Here is an 18,173-nt window from a genome sequence, read left to right as displayed (position 1 = left end):
CCAAGCCAAGGTCGTCGTCAAGCTCACCACCTGCGGCTCCGATCTGCACTTCACCGACGGCTACCTCCCTGGCATGCGTGAAGGTGACGTCTTCGGCCGCGAGTTCATGGTTTGTCGAAGTCGGCTCCGACGTCACCGACACCAAGGTCGGCACCCGCGTCGTCGTGCCGTCCTTCACCGCCTGCAACCAGTGCTGGTACTGCGGCCACGACCTCTACTCGCCGTGCGACACCACCAATCCCCCAACGCCGAACTGCAACGACCCATCCTCGGCGAGCCGACCGCAGGCATCTACGGCTACATTCACCCCGTCGGCGACTACAGCGGCTCCCACGCCCAGTAGATAGGGTGCCGTTCGTCGACGTAAACTGCTTCGCTATAACGGATTTCGTTACCGCCGAGCAAGTCCTCTTCATGTCCAACGCCGTCCCCACCGGCTACATGGGCGCCGACTTCTGCGACATCACCCGCGGCGACTCTGTCGCCGTTGGGGGTGCGGGCGCCGTCCGCCTGATGCCCGCCCGCAGCGCCGCCCCGCTGCAGTGCGCCGGACGCGTCATCTCCATCGACCGCTATCCCGAACGGCTCGCTCTCACAAAGCAACTCGGCGCCGAGACGATCAACTACGCCGAGATCGACAGCGTCCAGGAAACAATCTGCGAGGCCACTGGCGGCGGCCCCGACGCTGTCATCGAAGCCGTTGGCATGGAAACCCACTCCACCGGCGTGCAGCAGGTCTACGACCGCGCCAAGCAGGCTCTGCGCATGTAGACGACCGCGCCGCCCCACTGCGCGAGGCCATCCTCGCCTGCCGCAAAGGCGTCGTCATTTCGGTGCTCGGCGTCTACGGCCTGACCGACAAGTTCTCGATGGGGGCGTCCTGATGAACAAGGCGCTGACGCTGCGCACCGCCCCCAGCAGCATGCCAGCGCTACATCCCGCAATTCTTCGACTACGTGCTCCAAAGAGACGTCGCCCCCTCGATCCTCATCACCCATGACGCCACTCGACGAGGGCGGGCACCTACGACATGTTCAAGAATAAGGCCGACGGCTGCGACCGAGTCGCTCTGCGTCCGTAGGACCCATAAGCAACATCTTTCACATCCGTCCCACGCGCTATCCGTCAAGCGCAAAGCGTTGAGCCACCGCGCATTCCGCTGACATCGGCAGAACGGGTCCGGCGGGCAAAATTCCCGCCGACACGGCTCCACGTGGGCCGGAGATGTCGGCGCCGTGCCCTATGTTGAATCCTCCGGATCGATGTATTGAATAGAGGTACGCGGGTGGACGAGTACGCAGGAGCTGCTGACCTGCTGGAGCTCAACCGCGACCTGCAGGGCTCCCGCGCCATCCGGCTTTTGGCCGCGACCAACTTGAGCCTCTACGCGATGCTCATGGAGCGTCACCTCTCCGACGGCGCCGTCCCCGAGACCGAGCTCGTCGTCCGCCTCGAGCGCGACCTGCAAGACCTCGACGACGCCCAGTCCGGCCTCGCCATGATCAAGTCCTGGGCCGCCCAAGGCTGGCTCCACCGCATCGTCGACGAACGCCACGACCAGAACGTCTGCTACCTCACCCAAGACACCCGCCGCGCCCTCGACTTTCTCCGCGGCATGCGCCGCCAGGACACCATCGCCACCGGCGGCTCCATAACCGGCATCGCCTCCCGGCTCAAGCAGGTCGCCGTCAAAGTAGACAACGACCCCGCCCGCGTCCGCAAGCACATCGAAGCCGAAATCGCGGCTCTCCATGAGGAACTCGACCAACTCGACGCCGGCCAACGCCCCCAACCCGACGTCACTGACTGCTACGACGAAGCCCGCGCCATCGCCCTGCAGATGGAACGCCTCATCACCGACATCGGCCAGTACGGCACCATGATCGAGCAGGCCACCGCCGCCCTCGACGAACCCATCGACTCCAACACGCAGTACCGCGACCGCCAGCGCCAGATGTACACCGACTACCAAGCCGCCTGGGACTCCCAGGGCCGCGACTCCCACCGCGCCTTCCTGCGCATGATCAACGACCCCGACCAACGCGTCGAATTCGAGACCGACGTCGCCGCCGTCGCCGAGGCCCTGCCTGCCCTCGACCCCGCCCTGCGCAAGGTCATGGCCGGCTTCTTCGAACTCGTCGGCCACCAGATCGACGAAGTCGAACGCATCCAGCAGCGCTGCGCCCAACGCGTCAAACGCTTCACCGCCTTCGGCACGATGGAGCAGAGCCGCGGCGTCGCCCGCCAACTCAACGAGGCCATCGGCGCCGCCCGCGCCCTACTCAAGTCGAGCTTCACCGACTCCCGCCTCGACATCGACGTCCCGCTCACCCGCCATGCCATCAGTTCCGTTGGGGCACTTAGCTTCAAGATCGGCGACCTGTCCAACCCGAAACCGGCCGAACACGCCGCGAGCGACGTCGACCTCACCAGCTTTGCCGCTCTCACCACCCAGGTCGACGCCCCCGCCATGTCCGACATGCTCAACCGCGCCCTACGCGACGGACCCGTCGACCTCCCCGACGCCGTCGCCATGCTCGACACTGCCTACCTCGGCCACGTCATCGTGCTGTGGTCCTGGGCCCTGACCCAGCCCAACCCACAAGAGACCGAGTCCACCACCGTCCGCTTCCGCTCCCTCGACGGCCGCGACCGCGAAATCGCCGTTCCCCGTTTGACCTTCACCGAACCCATCACCACCCTCGCGGGAGCCGCTTCATGACCACCACCGAGGCAGAAACGCATGCGTCCGAAACCCCGCGGCGGCGGTATAACAGGGGGATCGTTAGCCGCATGCGGTCAACCATGATTGTCGACGCGTTCTGGGAAGAAGTCTGGAACGCACACGACCCCGATGCCGTCGACAAGTTCGTGTCCGGCGACGTCGTCATCGAGGCAGGCGGCCAGGAGATCACTGGCAAGGAAAACATCAAGAACTGGGTCAAGCAGTTCCTCGACCACGTCGACGACCTGCACGTCGACACCATCGAGACCTTTCAGGATGAGGGCGGGACCCGCGTCACCTCGCGATGGGTCCTGACCGGTGCCAACAACGGCATCCTCGGCACCGAACCCAACGGCAAGCCCATCGCGCTCACCGGTACCGCCGTGTGGACGGTAGAAGACGAAAGGCTCACGCGCGGCTGGGTCGAGCAGGCCTCGTTCGAGCTTTATCACTACCTCCTCGCGAAGTAGCGGCCCGCGTCATGACCCGCGATCGATCGAGTCGAAAACAGTCAGCGACTGCTCGAACGGTTCGGACGTGACTCCCAGATAGTTACCGAAGGGATGATCGAGCCAGAACACGACGAACAGCAACAGGCCCAGTAGCACGGCGACCGCTCCCAGCAGCCCGACATGCGCCCGCACGCTGCCCAGTCGCATGAAGCCGCCGAGCCCCAGCAGCACGACACCGCCGAAGAGCAGCCCAGTCCACAGTAACCCCGGAATCCGCGGTTTGGCGTCCAGAATTCGCTGATTCCGCTGCGAGGCCAACGTGCCCAACTGATCTAAGAACTTCTGGCTGATCGGGCTCGCCGCGACACTGGACTTCTCGCTGCCGAGCAGCCGGTACATGTCGTTAAGTGCGTCTCGCGCGCCTTCGCTGCCGGTGCGGGCGTCTATCGCGCTCTGCCATTCCGGGCCTGCGACCGAGTCGGTGTATTTGCGCAGCAGCACCCGCATCTCGGACTGTTCCGGGACCGGCATGCCGACGGTCTGCCGGTACATCGTGGTCAACGTCGACGCCTCGTTGGACACATTGGCCGACGCGGACGAGAACTGCTCCCACGCGACCACGATGACGAATCCCAGCAGCGCGCCATACACCAGCCCGACACAGGTCAGAAACGGCGACAACGCCCCGTTGTGCCCCTCGGCCACCGGGTCTGGGAGCGTGCGATACGCCAGCCATATGCCGCCGGCCGCGATGGCCACCGCCGCGATAAGCGAGAGGGCCAAGAGCACCCAGAGACCCGCTATCCCGAAATCGCCCACGGGTTCCCTCCACTCATCGACGACCTGAAGCTGGATACCCCCAGTAGACGCACCGTAGTCGCCCTGAGGCTGCCGAATTGGCCGTCTGCCGACGTGGCCAGTGGTAGGGAAGATGAGTGAATGTTGCGAGTTGGAGCGTGGGCCTTGCGCTCATCGTGCTGACCATCGCCATCCACACCACCGCTGTCGTGGTGATGGCCTTCGGCCTGGAAACCAGGGTTCGGCCCCGCGGTGACAAACACAACCCTGACCGGCTGCGGGCGGTGTCGACCACGATCGGCCACATCAGTGCCGTCGCGCTGATCTTGGCAGCGCTGCATGCGCTGGAAGGCCTCCTGTGGGCGTTGGCATATTGGAGCCTCGGCGCGCTGGACTCGCCGGCCGACGCGTCCGTCTACGCCTTGGCGACCTTGACGACGTTCGAGGTACCGGGACTAACGGCGCCCGCCCGCTTTCAGATGTTGAGTGCACTCCAAGCGGTGAACGGTGTACTGCTGTTCGGCATCAGCACGGCGTTTCTGTTCGCGGTGATACAGGTCCAATGGCGACTGCTCTTTCACCGGCGCGAAACGTTGGACGACCGCACCCAAACTCTTTGAGCAAGCGTCGGCTGCCGTCACCGTGCTGCCTTCGCGTAGATCACCCGCGTTCTGAAGACAATGTCCTGCAACGATCTTCGCTGACGATCAACCACGAGCCAGAGCAGGCCCATGGTCACCGCACCCGCGGTCGATCCGGAGACCGTCCAGCATCCCGTCAGATACAACACCGCAGCGGCAAACGTCATCACCGTCGAGAACAGGGCGTTGAGCGACGGCCTGCTGAATGCCGTCGGCGAATAGACCAGCCTCGCCACCACCAGGTCGATGACCGCCGCCAATCCCCACCGGGTGTTTCAGGGGTCGGCGTCGGCGGCCATCACGGATGGTAGTTCTCGCGATGCACAAATCTGGCGCAACGGCACTTACCGCGCCGTAAGCCGGCCCCTTTCGCCACACCGACCCATGCGCCTCAGTTGTCACAGCGGCACCATCTGTTGCCGGCTCGGCGCAATGCGTTGGGAGCGTGGACATTCCGCTGACGTCGGCAAACCGGCACGTCAGGAATTCTGCGCCGACACGACCCGTGTCGCGCTCGAGATGTCGGGACCGTGCCCTATGTTGAAGCGTCCGATAAACTACGGATTGAGGAACGCAGGTGCACGACGACAAGGCGGGGCTATCGCCGGCAGGAGCGACACGTTGACCACCATCGACGACGCCGACTTCGCCGCACTGTCTGAACTCCCCCACGTCGACCAACAGACCGCCCGCCCGGTCGGCGCCCGCCGCCCCCGCTTCGACGGCGACGTCTCCGAACTCCCCGACCGCGCCTGCTGGGCCCTTCAGCACCTGCTCACCCGCCGCTACATCAGCGCCGAGGCCGACGCCGACATCTACAGCTGGGTCGTCGAGTACCGCAAGGAGCTCGCCGTCCGACTGTCCGAACTCGACCTGATCCTGCGCATCGTCGACGGCTCCGACATCGCCTTCATCGAACAGGCACGCTACGAATCCGCCAGGGGCATCAAGGTTCTACGCCGCGAACCGCTCGGCACCTACGACTCCATCCTCGCCCTGCACCTCGCCCAGATGATGCGCGCCGCCGCCGGACAGAGCGTCCTCATCAGCCGCGAGGAAATGCACGGCCTGTTCTCCGCGATCCTCAATGACACCGACCGCGACGCCGTCACCTTCGCCGCCCGGATCGACGCCGCCATCGCCCGGCTCACCGGCCTGGAGATCCTGCGCAAGAGCCGCGACGACGAGGACAGCTACACCATCTCCCCCGTCATCACCGCCATCATGACCGCCTCGGTCATCACCGAACTCCAGCAGCAATTCGAGCAGCTGCTCAACGGCGACGCACCCGCCGACGATGAGGCACCTGACGAGGACGGGTAGCCCGATAGACCTACTTGTCGGCCTCACTCAGCCGGCAGTCGGACTTGGCAGTGAGCGTCGACGCCTTCTGGGTGCCCAACCGGAACTCGACTCCGTCGGACCCGGCGATGTAGATATCGTGGTCGCCCGGATTGTCCTTGAATGTCCCGAACTCCGACGCCCCCACCTGCGCGGCACCGTCTTTGACGATCTGTAGCGCCTGCGGCCACACGGTATCGGGAATCGGGCCACTGAAGACGGCCATGACGTACGCCTGCTTGGCGCTCGTCGAGGCATATTCGCCACCGCACCCTACCCACGTGTTCTGTTCGATGTTGAAGGTGGTGCCGGGCGTCAGCGCAGCGATGCTGGTGGCCATGTTCTGAACGGCCGCTTGATATTCCGTCTGCGCGGCTTCCAGGGAAGGTTTGGACTGCAGCTCCTGTTCGAGCTGCGCCGATTCGGTTTCGGACACGCTGGTGGACTCTCCTCCCGTACTCGTCGATGCGTCGCACCCGGCGGCGCCCGCCACGCAGACCAGGCCGAAGGCCAAGCCCACGAACATCTTTCGCAGTGTCATCGAAAGGGAACCCCCGGCATCAATGGGGGTGTCGGCGGCGCTACGGGCGGCGCCGGTGGTGGCGCAAGAATCTGGTTGTCCGACAGCCCGGCCATGACCGCGGCCAAGTTGTAGCCGGACATGCGCAACTGGTTGTCGCTTCCGAGCCGGGCGTAATCGGAGTGCGACTGAACGCCCTCCCGGACGACTCCACCCGGATCGGGCCCGGCCGCCGCCGAGAGTTCGGGGAACATCCCGTCGTACGGGTTGACCCCCCACCCGTGCAGCGGTGCCAGCTCCGCCACGACGCCTGAGATCGGATCATCCATCCCGCGCATCACATAAGCATGCCCTGCACCGAGCCCCAACTGATCGGAACTCGTCAGCTCCAACCCCGGTGAACCGTAAAACACGACGTCGTTGACGGGATGCAGCCCTTGGGCATTGAGCTCCTGCAGGGCCAACGATGACGTCAACGAGCCGTAGGAATGCCCGAGCAACGTGAGGTGACCGTCGGGGTTGTTGGCGCGGACCTGTTCGAGATACGACGACAGACTGTCCGCCCCCAGCCGGGCCTGCCCGTCCCCCATGGTGGCCAAGGCATCCGCTGGGCTCAGCGTGTTGATCGGGTTGGGCGGCGGGTCGTAGCCCATCCAGGCGATCGTCGCCGCCGAACCGGGCAGACCCGCGTTCCTCAACTGGCGCTCCGCTTCGAGTCGGAGGTTGGACGCCTCGGTGACCATGCCGGGCAACGTGTCCTTGGTGGTCGACCCGATGCCGGGAACCGTCACCGAGACGTTTTGCGCCGTATCGGGGTTGCCCACCGCGACCGTGGCCAGCACCGGCTTTCCGGTGCCGGTGCGCGGATCGAAGACGGTCAGGTACGTCTCGGGAGCCTTGCCGAGCGCATCATGGACCGCGTTCAATTGACCCAAATACCCCTTGGCACCGTCCAATTCGCCCTTGAGATCGTTGAACCGATCCATCGTCTCCGCGCTGTGGTCGCCCGTCGTGTACGCCTCCCGCGCCAGCTCGTCGATCTGACGCTGCACCTGGTCCACTCGCGCCTGCGTGCTGTCGCGCTCGCGCTCCAACGCCGCTTCGTTGGCGTCACTGGCGACCTGAGTCGGTGTCAATCCCTCCGCACCGATCGGCGGACCTTCCTGCGGAATGGGCGTCTTGCCGGTCGCCATGTTGATGGCGTTGGCTAGGTCGTCGTCGATGCCCGCCGCCTCGGCCAGCAGTGCGGTGAGTTGCGGTTGCAGCTCGGCTTCGGCCTGGGCCACATCCGCCTCGGTCAGGGTCGAACCTGCCGCCGGGACAAAGGAATTGGATCCCGCGTCGAGTTCCATCCCGAGCTGATGGGCACGGTTGCGCAGATTGGCCAGCTTGACTTTGAGCGCGTCGATGTCGCCGGCCGCCCGGTCGGCCGCCCTGGCCACCGCAAGCGCTTCTGCGCCGTGGGCGTCGAGGTCCTTGCGCGTCTGGTCGATGGAGTCCTTCGCGGCTCGAGATGCGTCGCCTCCCCACGTCTCGAAGGCCGGGAGTTGCGCGATGCCGTTGGCCGCTTCCTGCGCCGCTTCGGCGCGACTGCGGGTGGCGTGAAACACCTCGCGGACATCGCCCGCATCCCAGCGATCGATATCGGCGACGGAGACGGTCACGGCGGCGCGCTACAGCCCGAGGTCGACGTCACTTACGGGCTGCTCGGCGCGATGGATAGCGGCCGCCCCGTCGTCGTCCGCCCGCATGTACGCCGCGGCACCGGTACGCAGCACGTCCGAGTGGTCGACCATGCGGCCGAATATCGCCGACGTGTCCGCTTGCCACTTCCCCACGGCGTCGGTCAGCGCCGCCGCCGACCCCACCGGCAAACCGGGCTGCGCCGCGTCCATCCGACTGTCCGCCTCGAAGTGGCGGGCGTGCACGTTGTCGGCGTGCACGTCGACCGTGGCAGCCGACATATGCAGGTCCTCGGGAGTCACCCTGACTTCGTCAGGCACCGCCCCTCCTCTCGTGCTGAGCAAATGGCAATCAGATCCAGGATACGGTTCGTCGCCCGCACCGAAGTACGCCAATTAACCCCTCGCTGGGCTGTGGTTCGCCAAACCCAGCAGCCACATGAATCTCGTTTGCCACAAGGACACCGAGCCGGCGCAAGACCTTGTGCGAGCGAGGATTCGGCCGACCTCGGCAAACGGATCCGCGCCCAATTTCCCCGCCGACACGACCCCTTCCCGCGCCGGAGTTGTCGTCCCGGTCGCCTATGTTGGGCGTCCGGACCCACGACCCCAGAGGACGACGTTGACGACTGAGCAGTTCCACCTGTCCCGGCTGCAGGTCATCAACTGGGGCGTGTTCGACGGCTACCACTCCATCCCGTTCAGCCGCGGCGGCGCGCTGATCGCCGGCGCGTCCGGCAGCGGCAAGTCCTCCCTACTCGACGCGATATCGCTGGGCTTCCTGCCGTTCAACCGCCGCAACTTCAACGCCTCCGGCGACAACACCGCCGCCGGATCCAGCGCCGGCCGCCGCACCGTCGACAAATACGTCCGCGGCGCTTGGGGCCAGCGCAGCGACGGCGGCTCCAGCCGCGTCATGTACCTCCGTGGCGACGGCACCGCCTGGTCGGCCGTCGCCGTCACCTACGCCAGCGACTCCGGGCGCACCGTCACCGGCCTGGTCCTCAAATGGCTGACGGGCGAATCGCGCAACGACTCGTCCAGCCGCTTCGTCCTCGGCGACGGCGACCTCGACATCGAGGACGTCTGCAACCGCTGGGCCGCGGGCCACTTCGACGCGAAAGTCTTCACGGCGGACTGGCGCTTCTCCACCAAGGTCGAATCGCAGTACCTCGCACAGCTCTACGCCACCATCGGCATCCGCGCCTCCGACGCCGCCCAGCAGCTGCTCGGCAAGGCCAAGTCGCTGAAAAGCGTTGGCGGACTGGAGCAGTTCGTCCGCGAGTTCATGCTCGACGAACCCGACAGCCTGGCCCGGCTGCCCGAAGCGCTCAAGCAGATCGACCCTCTCGTGGAGGCCCGCGAATTGCTGGCCGTCGCGCAGAAGAAGCGCAAGATCCTCGGCGACATCGAGAACATCCACCACCGCTACACCTCCGAGTCCTCCGACCTGGGCATCATCGACCTCGTCGACGCGCCGATGGTGCGGGCCTTCACCGACCACGTCCGCCTCGCCCAGTGCCCCGAGCAGATCGCCACGCTCGACAGCACCATCGATCAGCTCGAGAATGAGTACGAGGACGTCACCCGCAGCCTGAATCTGGCCAAGGCGGAAGCGGATTCGCTCAACGCGCAGATCAGCGGGTCCAGCGCCAACCTCGCTCCGCTGCAGTCCCAGGTGACCGCCGCCGAGACCGAAGCCGAGCAGGTGGAGCGCCGCCGCGGTGCCTACGAGGACATGCTCACCGCTCAGGACATCGAGCACCCCGACACTGCCGACGAGTTCTGGAACCTGCGTGAGGACCTGCTCGCTCAGGCCACCGAACTGCTCGCCAAGGTCGAGCGCAATCGCGAGGCCTCGACCGACGCCGAGTACGCCCAGAAGTCCGCCCGCATCGCCCGCGACGACGCCGCCAAGGAACTCAAACGCGTCGAGCATGTCGGTTCCGCGCTGCCGGAGTTCGCCATCGCGATGCGCGACCACATCTGCGCGGCCATCAAAGCCGACTCCACCGAGCTGCCCTACATCGCCGAACTGCTCGACCTCAAGCCCGACCAGACCCGCTGGCGCACCGCCGTAGAAAAGGTCCTGAGAGGCGCGGGGCTGCGGCTGCTGGTGCCCGACCAGCACTGGGAGAAGGTGCTGCGCTTCGTCAACGACACCGACATGCGCGGTCGCCTGCAGCTGCACCACGTCCGGGCGAAGTTCCTGGGCGCCGAACCCGTCGATCCTGATCCGAACACGTTGGCGGGCAAGCTGTTTGCCGTCGACGCCTCGCATCCGTGCGCGGCCGAAGCCCTCGACGTCATCGCCAACGCCGGTGACCACATCTGCGTCGACACCCCCGACGTGTTTGCACGCTTCCGCCGCGCGGTCACCGACACCGGGCTCTACAAGGACTCCGACCGACTCGCCGTCAAGGACGACCGCAGTCCGATCAGGCAGTCCGAGTACCTGTACCAGGGTGACGTCACCGCCAAGATCAACGCGCTGACACTGGAACTCGCCACCGCCGAGGACGCGTACCAGAAAGCCCGCCGCGTCGCCGACGACATCGCCGCCCAACGCCAGCAGTGGCGCGACCGCGCGACCGCGTGCAAGGCGATCTGCGAGCAGTACCCGCAGTGGAGCCAGATCGACACCGAGACCGCCGACGGGCACGCCGAGCGGCTGCGCGAACAGTACGAGCTGCTGCTCGCCGAGAACCCCGACCTCGACGCCCTCAACGCGCGCGCCGACGAATGCTGGTCGCAGATCCAGAAATTCATGACGCGCCGCGGAGCGATCCAGACTCGGCGCGACGGCCTCGACGAGCGCCGCACCCGGCTGATGGAGCTGGCTGAGCGGCTGTCGCCGACGTTCGTGTCCGAACCGCTGACCGAGCTGCTGCACCGCTACGTCGCGCAACTCCCGGTGAGCCTGGAGTTGCTCGACCCGGAACCGCACCGCGACGCGCTGTTCACGTCGATCAAGAAGGATCGCGAGCAGCTGCGCGAGAGCCGACGCCGCTCCTACGACGAGCTGGCCCGCATCCTCAACACATTCGACACGTCATTCCCTGACGCGATTCCGAACGACAGCGAGAACTTCGACGAGCGCGTGCACGACTACGTCGCGCTGTGCAAGCACATCGACGAGCGCGAACTGCCGGAGGCCTACGAGCGGATGATGCGTTTGGTCACCGAGCAGGCACCGGACGCGATCCTGACGCTGCACCGCGTCGCCGAGCAGGAGACGCGGCGCATCGCCGAGCAGATCGAGCGTGTCAACACCGGATTGGGCTCGGTGGAGTTCAACCGCGGCACCCGGCTGACGCTGCGCGCGACCCCGCGGCAGCTGCCGGCGGTCGCCGAGCTGACCGAGATCGTGCGGTCGATCTCGCGGCGCATCGCCGAGGTGGGGCTGGGCGACAAGCAGGCGATCCTCGATCAGTACGCCGATATTCTGCGGCTGCGCAACCGGCTGGCATCGACCGCGCCGGAGGACAAGGCGTGGACCCGCGACGCGTTGGATGTGCGCAACCGGTTCACGTTCGACTGCGCCGAATGGGCTGGCGACGAACTGATCCGCACGCATAGCAACGCGGGCGACAACTCCGGCGGTGAGCAGGAGAAGCTGATGGCGTTCTGTCTCGCCGGCGCGCTGAGCTTCAACCTGGCCAGCCCCGCGCAGGACTCATATTCGGCTGCCGCCGAGGGGCACGACAACACACCGGTGTTCGCGCAGCTGATGCTCGACGAGGCGTTCTCCAAGTCCGATCCGCAGTTCGCGCAGCAGGCGCTGTCGGCATTTCGCAAGTTCGGCTTCCAGCTGGTGATCGTGGCGACGGTGCAGAATGCCACGACGATCCAGCCCTACATCGACAGCGTGGTGATGGTGTCCAAGACCGAGGCCACCGGCCGCAATGTTCGCCCTGTCGCGACCGTCGCCACGCGGACAATTTCGGAGTTCACGTCGCTGCGAAAAGAGATGCGGGCGAGCGCGGCGAAGGTGCCTGCTGGCGTCTGAAGTTGGACGTGGTCTTTCGCACGCCGAATCGCCGGTCAGACCTCGACAACCTCGACGAGGTTGTCGAGGCCGACGAAGTCTGCGACGTTGCGGGTGTAGAGCCGCGCCGAAAGGGCGTGTGCAGTAGCCGCGATCAATAAGTCCATGGATCGAGCTCGGGGCCGACGTCCAGCCTCGACAACCGCCGCAGCCAGATTTCCGTAGCTCGAAGCCACGGCGTCGTCCACCGGAACGGCATCGAACGTCCGTTGAAGCAGCAGCAGCCGACGAAGTCGTTCCGCGCGGACATTACGGCCCTTCGCGACGAGCACGCCGAAATGTAGTTCAGCCAACGTGATAGCACTGACGGCTAGCTCGCCTTCAAGCGGAAGAACATCGGAAGCGATGACGACGCTGGTGTGGAGAATCGCTCTCACGCGTTCGCCCACGGATCCCGAATGTCGTCGGCCAGTTCCTCGCGGTCGGCGGCCCAGGCCGGGTCTTCGGGTCCGGTGAATAGCTCCGCCACGTCGTCCCATCGGCGCCAGGTGCGGGGTGCGGCGGGTACGAGCCGAGCGCCAGGCCTGCCGGCGACGGTGATGACGATCTCCTCACCCTCCTCCACCCGACGCACGAGCTCGGACGCATTCTGGCGCAATTCGCGCAGACCAACAGCCTCCATAGTCGGACGGTAGCACATGTGCTACCACCTGCTGCTCGCCCGCTGAGCAAGGCCGCAGCGTGGCGCAGATGTCAGCCCGGTAGTTGGTGGAGCCAGTCCGAGTTGCCATCAACAGGTCCACCATTGATCACGATGGTCGGAACGCCGGGCTCGGGGAACTGGCGCAGGAGTGCGAGGTTGTTGGCAGTGATGGCGTGGGCGTCAAAACCGATCGGCAGCCCGAGCCTGATCAGGTCTTGAGCCGGCGGTGGTGCGCCGACGCGGTTGGCCAGGCCGGCGAGTTGATTGTTGTCGAGATCCGTGGGCCCTCCCTCCTGCGGCTGTTGCTCGGCCGAAAAGATCTGCTGGACGTAGCGCCACGTGATCTCGCTCGATCGCGATTGGTCAGCCACCACGAAGGTCGCATAGGTCGCGCGAATGTCGTAAGTCTTGCTGGCCGAGTACTTGTCGAGGAAGTCCACGAATCGAAGGTTGACGCGAAGCCTGCCGTCCTCGAGGCGTTGACCGATTTCCTCGCCCTGCTCTTGGACCATCTTCCCGCTGAAGGGGCACATCGGATCCACGTACAGATCGACCACCCCGAGTGCATGCGGGTCGCCGAGGGCGATGACATCTCCCGCCGGCGCCGCCACGGCCGCCTGCGCAACTCCTGCCGTCGGTCCGCACATCAGCAGTGCCACGCCCAGCACCGCCCCGAGGGCACGCATCGCCAGCTTCATCCGTCTTCTGTCCATGGGTTCCATCATGAGCCGCTCTCAACTTGTCTTCACCACCGCACTGGGCCGGCGCACCGTCTTCTGGCAAGGTCCGCGCACCCCGCAAACAGGCGCGCCCGAACGTGCGTACGAGCCAGAACCGTGCCTGCGGGGCAACGCCGTCTCCGCCGAGTCCGGTCGACTATCGAGTTGCCAGGCTCAGAGCGACGCTGTCGCTGATGAGGGGGCGAGCCGTAGTACTTGAGCGACACAGTCGCTGTGAGCTTGGCAACTCGGATAGTGGCTCCAGTCCGCGTCGCCTGGTCCAGCGTCCAACGGTCCTTGCTGCGACCCCCGCTGGTTTTCCACTGGTCCGTCCTGGGCATCCCGGCGGCATGAACAAACTGACCCGGCTCCGGCGTGCAGAACAGCGGATCGTCAAAGTCCAGCGGCGCGTCTGGCTCGCCCAGGTCTTGGCGTGGCCGACGGTGATCGCGGCCGGGGCGACGTCGGTGGGTGTGCTGGTGTGGTTCCTCCGACAACGCTCGGCAGGTAATCGTCACGAGATGCCGGACCTGCCGGGCGCCCATGAGGACGGCACCGTGCACGTCGATCCTGATGGCCAGCTCACTCACACTCTTGCCGCAGACGACGCACGGGACACCGTCTAGGCCCACGAACCCCCGCCTGAGATCGACGGCGAAATTGGCGCCGCTGCGGCGTTTGGGCAGCGCGTGGCGGGTGAACACCCGATGTGCGTGATCAGCCAAAGAAAGGAAACCATCATGGCACTCGACGATGACGACATGACGACAGCAGGCGGCGGCGGAGAAGGTACCGCCGACGGCGGCTCCAACCCCGAAGGCCACGACGGCGGCGCCGACGGAACCGCGGACGAGGACAAGAGCGGCGAGGGAACGGCCGACGGCGGCTCGAACCCCGAGGGTCACGACGGCGGTGCCGACGGAACCGCCTGAGGTCAGCATGCTGAGCCGGTGCGTGGCAACTGATACCGACGTTTTCGCCACCGAATATTGGGGCCGCAAACCCCTGCTCAGTCGCAGCGCCGCGCTGCCCCGCGACTTCAGCGATCTGCTCTCACCCACCGCGGTTGACGAGCTGATCGCTGAGCGCGGGGTACGCGCGCCCTTCATCCGGATGGCCAAGACCGGCGACGTGCTGGCCCGCAGTTGCTACACCGGACCGGCCGGCTTCGGCGCCGAGATGCCCGACCAGGTCGACTCGGCCAAGGTGCTCGCCGAATTCGCCACCGGTGCGACCATCGTCCTTCAAGGATTGCACCGGCTATGGCCCCCGCTGATCGACTTCGTGCGCGGCCTCACCGACGACCTGGGTCATCCCGTGCAGGCCAACGCCTACATCACCCCGCCGAACGCACAGGGATTCGAGCCCCACTACGACGTCCATGACGTGTTCGTCCTCCAAGCCTCCGGCCAGAAGCGCTGGACCGTGCACGAACCCGTGCACCAGCACCCGCTCGACTCGCAACCGTGGACCGAGCATCGCGACGCCATCACCGCACGCGTCCGCGATGCCCCGACCATCGACACCGTCCTGAAGGCGGGCGACGCGCTGTATCTGCCCCGCGGTTGGGTGCACTCCGCCCGCTCCGAGGACACCACGTCCATCCACCTGACGATCGGCGTATCGGCGTTGACCTACTTCGACGTCGCCCGCGCGGTCGTCGACACGCTCGCCACCGACGAAGAGTTCCGAAAATCTCTACCCATGGGCATCGACGCCACCGATCGCAGTGAAATGGCCTCGACGACAAGCAAAGTGATGGCACAGATCGCCGACGCCGTACGCGACCGGGCCGCCGACCTCAGCGACAAGACAGCCTCGAAGTTGTCGGATCGTCACGCGCAACGGACCCGGCCCGTCGCCGTACGGCCCCTGGCCACCCTGGACGCCATGGCCACCGCCGGCGCCAAACGAGTCCACTGGCGCCACGGGCTGATCGGCACGCTCGAGCACCTCGGCGAACAGGTGCGCCTACGACTGCCGGACCGGACCATCACATTTCCCGACTCGTGCACCACGGCGCTCGAGGCGATGCAACACGGGCTCGTCGCGGACGCGCAAACACTTCCGGGCCTTGACCACGCCGACTCGACGGTGCTCATTCGCCGACTGTTGCGCGAGGCCGTCGTGGTCGCGGTCGAGGACGGTACAACCTAAGGATGAGCCCAAAGCGCACGCCGTGCAGCGACCAATCGCTGGCGCGCAACGACCCCATCTACGGCACGGCCGGTGCTGGACGGGCCTGGGCGATGCTCGAACTGTCCGGCGGCTGGGGCCAATCGGCCTTCCTCGACTCCCCCTCCCTCATCGACCGCGAACTCGGGCGCAGCATCTGCCGCCGCATCGAAACCGAGGGCCTGCGGGTCACCGCGATACGCCGGCCGGGACGCCGAGACGCGACGCCGCGCTGGCGATGGTTCATCGCGCAATGCGACGAGGGCAGCGAGGCGCTCTACGGCGGAGAGGTCGACGACGCTCGCGGGTACCTGGACATCGCTCTGGACGGCTCCGACGGTGAACGGGTCGACGGACCACTTGTCGCGGTCTGCGCGCACGGCAAACACGACCAGTGTTGCGCCGTGCGCGGACGCAGCGCGGCGTCGGCCATCGCGGCCGAATACCCCGAATTCACCTGGGAATGTTCACACTTGGGCGGCGACCGGTTCGCCGCCACCATGCTGATCCTGCCCGAGGGCCTGTGCTACGGGCGTGTCGACTCGACCGACTCCGCCGCTCTGGTGTCCAAATATCTCGACGGTCGGCTGGACCACAGATATCTGCGCGGACGCACATCCCTGCCCCACCCGGTGCAAGCCGCACAGTATTTCGCGCGCGAATCCCTGGGCGAGGACCGCATCGACGCTCTGTCACCGGTGAACGTCGAACACGCCGAGCATCAAATCCGCGTCGAGCTCCGCACGGACTCGGGCTCCGTGAATGTCGTTCTCGCGGAGAAGATGTCGGAGCCGCTGCTGTCCATGTGCCGCGCCTCGGTTCCGGGCTCGGTGCGCACGTTCGAACTAGTGTCAATGTCGTCGCACTGAGGAGGCTGTTTGCATGGCAGACATCATCGATCTGATCTACGCCGACCACGACTGGTTTCGTCGTCAATTCTTCCTGTTGGACGACGCGAAGTCCGACGCCGAGCTCGCCGCGATCTGGGACGCCCTCGGCGCCCGCCTCGACGTCCACGCCGAAGTCGAGGAGGCCGTGTTCTACCCGGCGCTGCTCAAGCACGGCGGCAGCGAGGACCGCGGCAATCCCGAAGGCGACCCGGAAGACGAAACCGAGGACGCCATCACCGACCACAACTCGATCCGCGACGCGATTCGTCGCTCACGCCAACACAAGACGGGCACCAAGGAATGGTTCGACGCCGTTTTCGAGGCCCGCAAGGAGAACGGCGAACACCTCGACGAGGAAGAGCGCGAGGCGATGCCGGACTTCATCAAGAGTGCCTCCCTCGAGCTCCGGCACGAATTGGCGATGCAGTGGCTGCGGCTCTATGCCGATCGCGAGACGACGATCAACGTCGACAACCGCGACAAGGACGCCGACGACTACATCGCCAAGCACTCCTGAACTATCAGCCGTCACCGTCCATCGCGTTGCGCAGGAACGGCAGTATCCAGCCGGAAATCGGCCACACCGCCGCCAGCGCGAACGCGCACACCGCGCCGACCACCCCGGCGATCGCGCGGTGCTTGCGGCGACTCCCGTCGGCGAACGCGCCGCTGCGCAGCAGCAGGAACGTGGTGGTGAGCCACCCCGCCAGATAGAGGGCACCGAGCGCATATTTCATATGTCTCCGTTGTACCCCTCCGCTGGGCAGGCGTCAGACCGCGTATCAGCGGAGGTAGGTCTGGCCATCCCGGGGATATCCGCCGCCATCCGTGGCGATGTGAACATGGTCGAAATGGTTGGCTGTGTCTGAGCCGGCGTCCGACATCGCTCTTTTCGAGCCGTTGGGCCGGTAGATGGTCTGCCTCCAGATGACGTGATTCACGCCGAAGCGCTCCGCGTTCTTCAGGACGTACGCGAGCACACTGTCCCCGAGCGCTGTCCCGGCAGCCGAGCGAGCGTTCGGGATCATCACGTCGATCGCCAATCCGTGCGGATGCCATTTCAAGGGATCCGACCGGACTCCGCCGATGTCGAGAATCTCGGGAAACTCTGCGCTGACCGAACGTGCCGCCAAGATGGTTTTGACCTGGAGTCCAGTCTCCCGCGCAACGCTGGGGGGCAATGTGGGCGACACGGCCAAGCGGGCCGGTTCGGGACCGATCGGGCCCACCGCTACCAGCGCCGGTGTCGAAGCCGCGACCTCTGTGCAGCACGAGGCATCGTCACTGAGCTGCGGATAACTGTCTGCCGCGACACCCAACAATGCCGCGGCAGAGACGACGCCCGCAGCCACGGACGTCAGCGACCGTTGCCGCGTTTTGGCTAATGCGTGTCTTCCCATCGGGCGTGCACCCTACCCGACACGCCCGAGCGCGTTCAGCAACCACCCAGATGGCTTGTCGTGCCGATAACCGAGATGGGCCGCGACGCCCTCCTAGCCGTAAAATCACAGCTCACAAAGGCCAGACCAGTGAATTTCT

Annotated in this window: 22 protein-coding genes; 12 read left to right on the top strand and 10 right to left on the bottom strand. The window is 65.9% G+C overall.

The features are described from left to right. Window positions 1–164: 164 nt before the first annotated feature. The 4 genes from M1248_RS33440 (at window position 165) to M1248_RS26975 (ending at window position 3,195) form a co-directional block, all read left to right on the top strand. Entirely contained in the window at window positions 165–347 is a 183-nt protein-coding gene (locus M1248_RS33440; RefSeq protein ID WP_410506734.1) for a hypothetical protein, read from the top strand. A gap of 67 nt (window positions 348–414) precedes the next feature. Next, window positions 415–771 (top strand): zinc-binding dehydrogenase, encoded by a 357-nt coding sequence (locus M1248_RS33435; protein WP_410506733.1) that lies wholly within the window; start codon window positions 415–417, stop codon window positions 769–771. Between the two features lie 514 nt (window positions 772–1,285). Next, complete coding sequence (locus M1248_RS26980; protein WP_317150260.1) at window positions 1,286–2,722, top strand: DUF3375 domain-containing protein; 1,437 nt, start codon at window positions 1,286–1,288, stop codon at window positions 2,720–2,722. Between the two features lie 71 nt (window positions 2,723–2,793). Next, a complete protein-coding gene (locus M1248_RS26975; protein ID WP_317150259.1) occupies window positions 2,794–3,195 on the top strand; it encodes an ester cyclase in 402 nt (133 codons plus the stop codon). Between the two features lie 9 nt (window positions 3,196–3,204). On the opposite strand, the gene M1248_RS26970 is transcribed toward M1248_RS26975, so the two are convergent. Continuing rightward, window positions 3,205–3,996 carry a DUF4239 domain-containing protein gene (locus M1248_RS26970; protein WP_317150258.1) on the bottom strand — a complete coding sequence of 264 codons (792 nt, stop codon included), beginning with the start codon at window positions 3,994–3,996 and terminating at the stop codon, window positions 3,205–3,207. 116 nt (window positions 3,997–4,112) lie between these two features. Between M1248_RS26970 and M1248_RS26965 the strand changes: the two genes are divergently transcribed. Continuing rightward, window positions 4,113–4,595, top strand: coding sequence for a hypothetical protein (locus tag M1248_RS26965; RefSeq protein ID WP_317150257.1), 483 nt, complete (start codon window positions 4,113–4,115; stop codon window positions 4,593–4,595). 17 nt (window positions 4,596–4,612) lie between these two features. Here M1248_RS26965 and M1248_RS26960 read toward each other — a convergent pair whose 3' ends face one another. Further along, window positions 4,613–4,876, bottom strand: coding sequence for a hypothetical protein (locus tag M1248_RS26960; RefSeq protein WP_317150256.1), 264 nt, complete (start codon window positions 4,874–4,876; stop codon window positions 4,613–4,615). Window positions 4,877–5,237: 361 nt separating this feature from the next. Here M1248_RS26960 and M1248_RS26955 point away from each other — a divergent pair, with 361 nt between their 5' ends. After that, a complete protein-coding gene (locus tag M1248_RS26955; RefSeq protein WP_317150255.1) occupies window positions 5,238–5,939 on the top strand; it encodes a DUF4194 domain-containing protein in 702 nt (233 codons plus the stop codon). A 10-nt stretch (window positions 5,940–5,949) separates the two neighbouring features. Here M1248_RS26955 and M1248_RS26950 read toward each other — a convergent pair whose 3' ends face one another. Genes M1248_RS26950 through M1248_RS26940 form a run of 3 tightly spaced genes read right to left on the bottom strand, consistent with a single transcriptional unit; the run spans window position 5,950 to window position 8,480 of the window. Then, complete coding sequence (locus M1248_RS26950) at window positions 5,950–6,498, bottom strand: LppA family lipoprotein (RefSeq protein ID WP_317150254.1); 549 nt, start codon at window positions 6,496–6,498, stop codon at window positions 5,950–5,952. Then, window positions 6,495–8,141 (bottom strand): alpha/beta hydrolase, encoded by a 1,647-nt coding sequence (locus M1248_RS26945; protein ID WP_317150253.1) that lies wholly within the window; start codon window positions 8,139–8,141, stop codon window positions 6,495–6,497. The genes M1248_RS26950 and M1248_RS26945 overlap by 4 nt, the downstream gene beginning before the upstream one ends. A 9-nt stretch (window positions 8,142–8,150) precedes the next feature. Then, the gene (locus M1248_RS26940) at window positions 8,151–8,480 is read right to left on the bottom strand and encodes a hypothetical protein (RefSeq protein WP_317150252.1); all 330 of its coding nucleotides are present in this window, start codon (window positions 8,478–8,480) and stop codon (window positions 8,151–8,153) included. Window positions 8,481–8,781: 301 nt separating this feature from the next. Here M1248_RS26940 and M1248_RS26935 point away from each other — a divergent pair, with 301 nt between their 5' ends. Continuing rightward, window positions 8,782–12,168, top strand: a complete 3,387-nt coding sequence (locus M1248_RS26935) for an ATP-binding protein (RefSeq protein ID WP_317150251.1) — start codon at window positions 8,782–8,784, stop codon at window positions 12,166–12,168. Between the two features lie 35 nt (window positions 12,169–12,203). Here the strand turns inward: M1248_RS26935 and M1248_RS26930 are convergent, their stop codons facing one another. The 3 genes from M1248_RS26930 to M1248_RS26920 form a co-directional block, all read right to left on the bottom strand. Further along, window positions 12,204–12,584 carry a PIN domain-containing protein gene (locus tag M1248_RS26930; protein ID WP_317150250.1) on the bottom strand — a complete coding sequence of 127 codons (381 nt, stop codon included), beginning with the start codon at window positions 12,582–12,584 and terminating at the stop codon, window positions 12,204–12,206. Continuing rightward, complete coding sequence (locus M1248_RS26925) at window positions 12,581–12,829, bottom strand: type II toxin-antitoxin system Phd/YefM family antitoxin (protein WP_163735025.1); 249 nt, start codon at window positions 12,827–12,829, stop codon at window positions 12,581–12,583. The genes M1248_RS26930 and M1248_RS26925 overlap by 4 nt, the downstream gene beginning before the upstream one ends. A 71-nt stretch (window positions 12,830–12,900) precedes the next feature. Beyond that, entirely contained in the window at window positions 12,901–13,563 is a 663-nt protein-coding gene (locus M1248_RS26920) for a DsbA family protein (protein WP_174262174.1), read from the bottom strand. Between the two features lie 356 nt (window positions 13,564–13,919). On the opposite strand from M1248_RS26920, the gene M1248_RS26915 reads away from it, so the two are divergent. From M1248_RS26915 to M1248_RS26895, 5 genes are all read left to right on the top strand, one after another. Next, window positions 13,920–14,195 carry a hypothetical protein gene (locus tag M1248_RS26915; protein ID WP_317150272.1) on the top strand — a complete coding sequence of 92 codons (276 nt, stop codon included), beginning with the start codon at window positions 13,920–13,922 and terminating at the stop codon, window positions 14,193–14,195. A gap of 114 nt (window positions 14,196–14,309) precedes the next feature. Further along, complete coding sequence (locus M1248_RS26910) at window positions 14,310–14,501, top strand: hypothetical protein (protein WP_317150249.1); 192 nt, start codon at window positions 14,310–14,312, stop codon at window positions 14,499–14,501. Between the two features lie 7 nt (window positions 14,502–14,508). Further along, window positions 14,509–15,726 (top strand): cupin domain-containing protein, encoded by a 1,218-nt coding sequence (locus M1248_RS26905; protein ID WP_317150271.1) that lies wholly within the window; start codon window positions 14,509–14,511, stop codon window positions 15,724–15,726. A 2-nt stretch (window positions 15,727–15,728) separates the two neighbouring features. Next, complete coding sequence (locus M1248_RS26900) at window positions 15,729–16,613, top strand: sucrase ferredoxin (RefSeq protein ID WP_317150248.1); 885 nt, start codon at window positions 15,729–15,731, stop codon at window positions 16,611–16,613. Between the two features lie 13 nt (window positions 16,614–16,626). Further along, on the top strand, window positions 16,627–17,151 hold the full coding sequence (locus M1248_RS26895) for a hemerythrin domain-containing protein (protein WP_163735016.1): 525 nt from the start codon (window positions 16,627–16,629) through the stop codon (window positions 17,149–17,151). A gap of 4 nt (window positions 17,152–17,155) precedes the next feature. Here M1248_RS26895 and M1248_RS26890 read toward each other — a convergent pair whose 3' ends face one another. Together M1248_RS26890 and M1248_RS26885 are read right to left on the bottom strand one after the other, a co-directional pair. Beyond that, entirely contained in the window at window positions 17,156–17,371 is a 216-nt protein-coding gene (locus tag M1248_RS26890) for a hypothetical protein (RefSeq protein ID WP_317150247.1), read from the bottom strand. A 45-nt stretch (window positions 17,372–17,416) separates the two neighbouring features. Continuing rightward, window positions 17,417–18,034: a hypothetical protein gene (locus tag M1248_RS26885; protein ID WP_317150246.1), complete on the bottom strand. Its 618-nt coding sequence runs from the start codon at window positions 18,032–18,034 to the stop codon at window positions 17,417–17,419. Window positions 18,035–18,173 lie beyond the last annotated feature (139 nt).

It is taken from the genome of Mycobacterium sp. 29Ha (genome assembly GCF_032883055.1).
Taxonomy (GTDB): domain Bacteria; phylum Actinomycetota; class Actinomycetes; order Mycobacteriales; family Mycobacteriaceae; genus Mycobacterium; species Mycobacterium gallinarum.
This window is presented reverse-complemented; position numbering and strand designations above follow the sequence as displayed.